1 protein-coding gene and 3 pseudogenes are annotated in these 4,787 nt (G+C 50.8%); 2 read left to right on the top strand and 2 right to left on the bottom strand.

The features are described 5' to 3' along the window. The first annotated feature begins 150 nt into the window (after window positions 1-150). Both thiC (EJE48_RS07475) and EJE48_RS07470 read left to right on the top strand, forming a co-directional pair. On the top strand, window positions 151-1,455 hold the full coding sequence (gene thiC / locus EJE48_RS07475; RefSeq protein WP_016406756.1) for a phosphomethylpyrimidine synthase ThiC: 1,305 nt from the start codon (window positions 151-153) through the stop codon (window positions 1,453-1,455). A gap of 200 nt (window positions 1,456-1,655) precedes the next feature. Next, window positions 1,656-2,411, top strand: a pseudogene (locus tag EJE48_RS07470) (TrpB-like pyridoxal phosphate-dependent enzyme); the annotation flags it as partial. On the opposite strand, the pseudogene EJE48_RS12860 reads toward EJE48_RS07470, so the two are convergent. Together EJE48_RS12860 and thiC (EJE48_RS07460) are read right to left on the bottom strand one after the other, a co-directional pair. After that, a pseudogene (locus EJE48_RS12860) lies at window positions 2,412-3,137 on the bottom strand (pyridoxal-phosphate dependent enzyme); the annotation flags it as partial. Window positions 3,138-3,338: 201 nt separating this feature from the next. Beyond that, a pseudogene (thiC, locus tag EJE48_RS07460) lies at window positions 3,339-4,661 on the bottom strand (phosphomethylpyrimidine synthase ThiC). Window positions 4,662-4,787: the final 126 nt, after the last annotated feature.

Below are 4,787 nucleotides of genomic sequence, written 5' to 3'. Positions count from 1 at the left end.
CTGCGCTATGTTTTTGGCATAGTGCAGCTTTTTTATTGTCCATGGGTGAGGATTGCTTCCCTCTGTGGCAGGCTGCATGCACCACAGCCCGACACAGAAAAACAGCAGCACAGCAAAATTTGGTGCGACATGGACAAGGAGGAACCGAATATGTACACAACACAGATGGACGCGGCAAGACAGGGTATCATCACACCGCAGATGAAAATTGTGGCGGAAAAGGAACGCATGGACGCGGAGGAAATCCGCAGTCTGGTTGCAAAGGGGCAGGTTATTATTCCCTGCAACAAAAACCATAAAGCCCTGCACCCCAGCGGTGTCGGCGCAAGGCTGACAACAAAAATCAACGTCAACCTCGGCGTTTCGCGCGACTGGAAGGACGTGGATATGGAGTATGAAAAGGTACGCTCCGCAGTAGAAATGGGCGCAGAGGCGATTATGGATTTAAGCTCCTACGGGGATACCAGAAGCTTCCGCCGCAAGCTGACCGCCGATTGCCCTGCTATGATCGGCACCGTGCCGATTTATGATGCCGTTGTGTATTATCATAAGCCTCTGGCACAAATCACAGCAGAGGAATGGCTGGATATCGTGCGGATGCACGCAGAGGACGGCGTAGATTTCATGACCATCCATTGCGGCATGAATCGTGCAACAGCGGCACGCTTTAAGCAGAATAAGCGTCTGATGAATATTGTTTCCCGCGGCGGCTCCATCATGTTTGCATGGATGGAAATGACAGGCAACGAAAACCCCTTCTATGAGCATTATGATGAAATTCTGGATATCTGTCGGGAATATGATATCACCATGAGCCTTGGGGATGCCTGCCGCCCCGGCTGTCTTGCAGATGCAACCGATACGGCGCAGATTGAGGAGCTGATTACTCTTGGCGAGCTGACAAAGCGCGCATGGGCGAAGGATGTGCAGGTCATGATTGAAGGCCCCGGCCACATGCCCATGAATCAGATTGCCGCAAATATGGAAATTCAGAAAACACTCTGCCACGGCGCACCGTTTTATGTATTGGGGCCCTTGGTGACAGATGTTGCCCCCGGCTATGACCACATCACCTCTGCCATCGGCGGTGCGCTTGCGGCGGCATCGGGTGCGGCATTCCTGTGCTATGTAACCCCTGCGGAGCATTTGCGCCTGCCCAACGCGGCAGATGTAAAAGAAGGGATCATTGCGGCGAAGATTGCGGCACACGCAGCCGATATCGCAAAGGGAATCCCTCATGCGGCAGATTGGGACTACAAAATGAGCGAAGCAAGAAAGCGTCTGGATTGGGAGGAAATGTTCCGCCTGAGCATGGACCCCGAAAAGGCGCGCCGTTACAGAGCAGAGGCAAAGCCCGAAAAAGAGGATACCTGCAGCATGTGCGGCAATTTCTGTGCAGTCAAGAACACAAATCGTATTCTGGATGGCGAAATTGTCAGCATTTTTGATGAATAATCTCGGTCAAAACAAACTGTTTTCATAGGAATATACCAAATACGGCGGACATTTGTCCGAGTGGGAGGCGGCGTTTTGCTGAAAAACTCCGTCCGGTATTGACAGGTGTCTTTGAAAGAGGTACGATAGACAAAATTTTTCAGCAAAAATTTTTTAGACTAGATGAGAACAGCAAAGAAAAGACGAGAGGAGAAAACAGAATGAAAACAGAAAAGAACATTCCCTACAAAATTTATCTGGATGAGCAGGAAATGCCGAAAAAATGGTACAACGTGCGTGCGGATATGAAAAATAAACCGGCACCGCTTCTGAACCCCGGCACACTGCAGCCCATGACAGCCGAGGAGCTTGGCGCAGTTTTCTGCGATGAATTGGTACAGCAGGAATTGGATAACGATACTGCTTACATCGACATCCCACAGGAAATTTTGGATTTTTATAAAATGTACAGACCATCTCCTTTGGTTCGTGCATATTGTCTGGAAGAAAAATTGCAGACACCCGCAAAGATTTATTATAAGTTCGAGGGCAATAACACCAGTGGCAGCCATAAGCTGAATTCTGCCATCGCGCAGGCGTATTATGCAAAGAAGCAGGGCCTGAAGGGCGTGACAACAGAAACCGGCGCAGGGCAGTGGGGCACAGCGCTTTCCATGGCGTGTGCATATCTGGGTCTGGACTGCAACGTATACATGGTTAAGGTTTCCTATGAGCAAAAGCCCTTCCGCCGCGAGGTCATGCGCACCTATGGCGCAACCGTAACCCCTTCCCCCTCCACTACAACGGAAATCGGGAAGAAGATTCTGGCGGAGCATCCCGGCACAACGGGCAGCCTTGGCTGTGCCATTTCCGAAGCCGTAGAAACGGCAGTCGGCAAGGAGGGCTATCGTTATGTTCTGGGCAGTGTGCTGAATCAGGTTCTGCTGCATCAGTCCATCATCGGTATGGAAACAAGGCAGCAGAACCTGATTCAGCACACTGCCCAGAACATAACGATAGCCCTCCTTGCCGACTGCCGTTTCTACGGCTTCGGAAATGGCACAGCCAAGGCTGCCCGTTGTGCCGGGATGCTCCGCCAGAATCTTCTTCCCGATTTCCGTTTGTAGTGGAGGGGGAAGGGGTTACGGTTGCGCCATAGGTGCGCATGACCTCGCGGCGGAAGGGCTTTTGCTCATAGGAAACCTTAACCATGTATACGTGCAGTCCAGACCCAGATATGCACACGCCATGGAAAGCGCTGTGCCCCACTGCCTGCGCCGGTTTCTGTTGTCACGCCCTTCAGGCCCTGCTTCTTTGCATAATACGCCTGCGCGATGGCAGAATTCAGCTTATGGCTGCCACTGGTGTTATTGCCTCGAACTTATAATAAATCTTTGCGGGTGTCTGCAATTTTTCTTCCAGACAATATGCACGAACCAAAGGAGATGGTCTGTACATTTTATAAAAATCCAAAATTTCCTGTGGGATGTCGAGATGTAAGCAGTATCGTTATCCAATTCCTGCTGTACCAATTCATCGCAGAAAACTGCGCCAAGCTCCTCGGCTGTCATGGGCTGCAGTGTGCCGGGGTTCAGAAGCGGTGCCGGTTTATTTTTCATATCCGCACGCACGTTGTACCATTTTTTCGGCATTTCCTGCTCATCCAGATAAATTTTGTAGGGAATGTTCTTTTCTGTTTTCATTCTGTTTTCTCCTCTCGTCTTTTCTTTGCTGTTCTCATCTAGTCTAAAAAATTTTTGCTGAAAAAATTTTGTCTATCGTACCTCTTTCAAAGACACCTGTCAATACCGGACGGAGTTTTTCAGCAAAACGCCGCCTCCCACTCGGACAAATGTCCGCCGTATTTGGTATATTCCTATGAAAACAGTTTGTTTTGACCGAGATTATTCATCAAAAATGCTGACAATTTCGCCATCCAGAATACGATTTGTGTTCTTGACTGCACAGAAATTGCCGCACATGCTGCAGGTATCCTCTTTTTCGGGCTTTGCCTCTGCTCTGTAACGGCGCGCCTTTTCGGGGTCCATGCTCAGGCGGAACATTTCCTCCCAATCCAGACGCTTTCTTGCTTCGCTCATTTTGTAGTCCCAATCTGCCGCATGAGGGATTCCCTTTGCGATATCGGCTGCGTGTGCCGCAATCTTCGCCGCAATGATCCCTTCTTTTACATCTGCCGCGTTGGGCAGGCGCAAATGCTCCGCAGGGGTTACATAGCACAGGAATGCCGCACCCGATGCCGCCGCAAGCGCACCGCCGATGGCAGAGGTGATGTGGTCATAGCCGGGGGCAACATCTGTCACCAAGGGCCCCAATACATAAAACGGTGCGCCGTGGCAGAGTGTTTTCTGAATTTCCATATTTGCGGCAATCTGATTCATGGGCATGTGGCGGGGCCTTCAATCATGACCTGCACATCCTTCGCCCATGCGCGCTTTGTCAGCTCGCCAAGAGTAATCAGCTCCTCAATCTGCGCCGTATCGGTTGCATCTGCAAGACAGCCGGGGCGGCAGGCATCCCCAAGGCTCATGGTGATATCATATTCCCGACAGATATCCAGAATTTCATCATAATGCTCATAGAAGGGGTTTTCGTTGCCTGTCATTTCCATCCATGCAAACATGATGGAGCCGCCGCGGGAAACAATATTCATCAGACGCTTATTCTGCTTAAAGCGTGCCGCTGTTGCACGATTCATGCCGCAATGGATGGTCATGAAATCTACGCCGTCCTCTGCGTGCATCCGCACGATATCCAGCCATTCCTCTGCTGTGATTTGTGCCAGAGGCTTATGATAATACACAACGGCATCATAAATCGGCACGGTGCCGATCATAGCAGGGCAATCGGCGGTCAGCTTGCGGCGGAAGCTTCTGGTATCCCCGTAGGAGCTTAAATCCATAATCGCCTCTGCGCCCATTTCTACTGCGGAGCGTACCTTTTCATACTCCATATCCACGTCCTTCCAGTCGCGCGAAACGCCGAGGTTGACGTTGATTTTTGTTGTCAGCCTTGCGCCGACACCGCTGGGGTGCAGGGCTTTATGGTTTTTGTTGCAGGGAATAATAACCTGCCCCTTTGCAACCAGACTGCGGATTTCCTCCGCGTCCATGCGTTCCTTTTCCGCCACAATTTTCATGCGGTGTGATGATACCCTGTCTTGCCGCGTCCATCTGTGTTGTGTACATATTCGGTTCCTCCTTGTCCATGTCGCACCAAAATTTTGCTGTGCTGCTGTTTTTTTCTGTGTCGGGCTGTGGTGCATGCAGCCTGCCACAGAGGGAAGCAATCCTCACCCATGGACAATAAAAAGCTGCACTATGCCAAAACATAGC

The organism is Anaerotignum faecicola, assembly GCF_003865035.1.
GTDB classification, from domain to species: domain Bacteria; phylum Bacillota; class Clostridia; order Lachnospirales; family Anaerotignaceae; genus Anaerotignum_A; species Anaerotignum_A faecicola.
The sequence above is the reverse complement of the archived record's forward strand: the minus strand, read 5'-3'. Positions and strand labels throughout refer to the sequence as shown.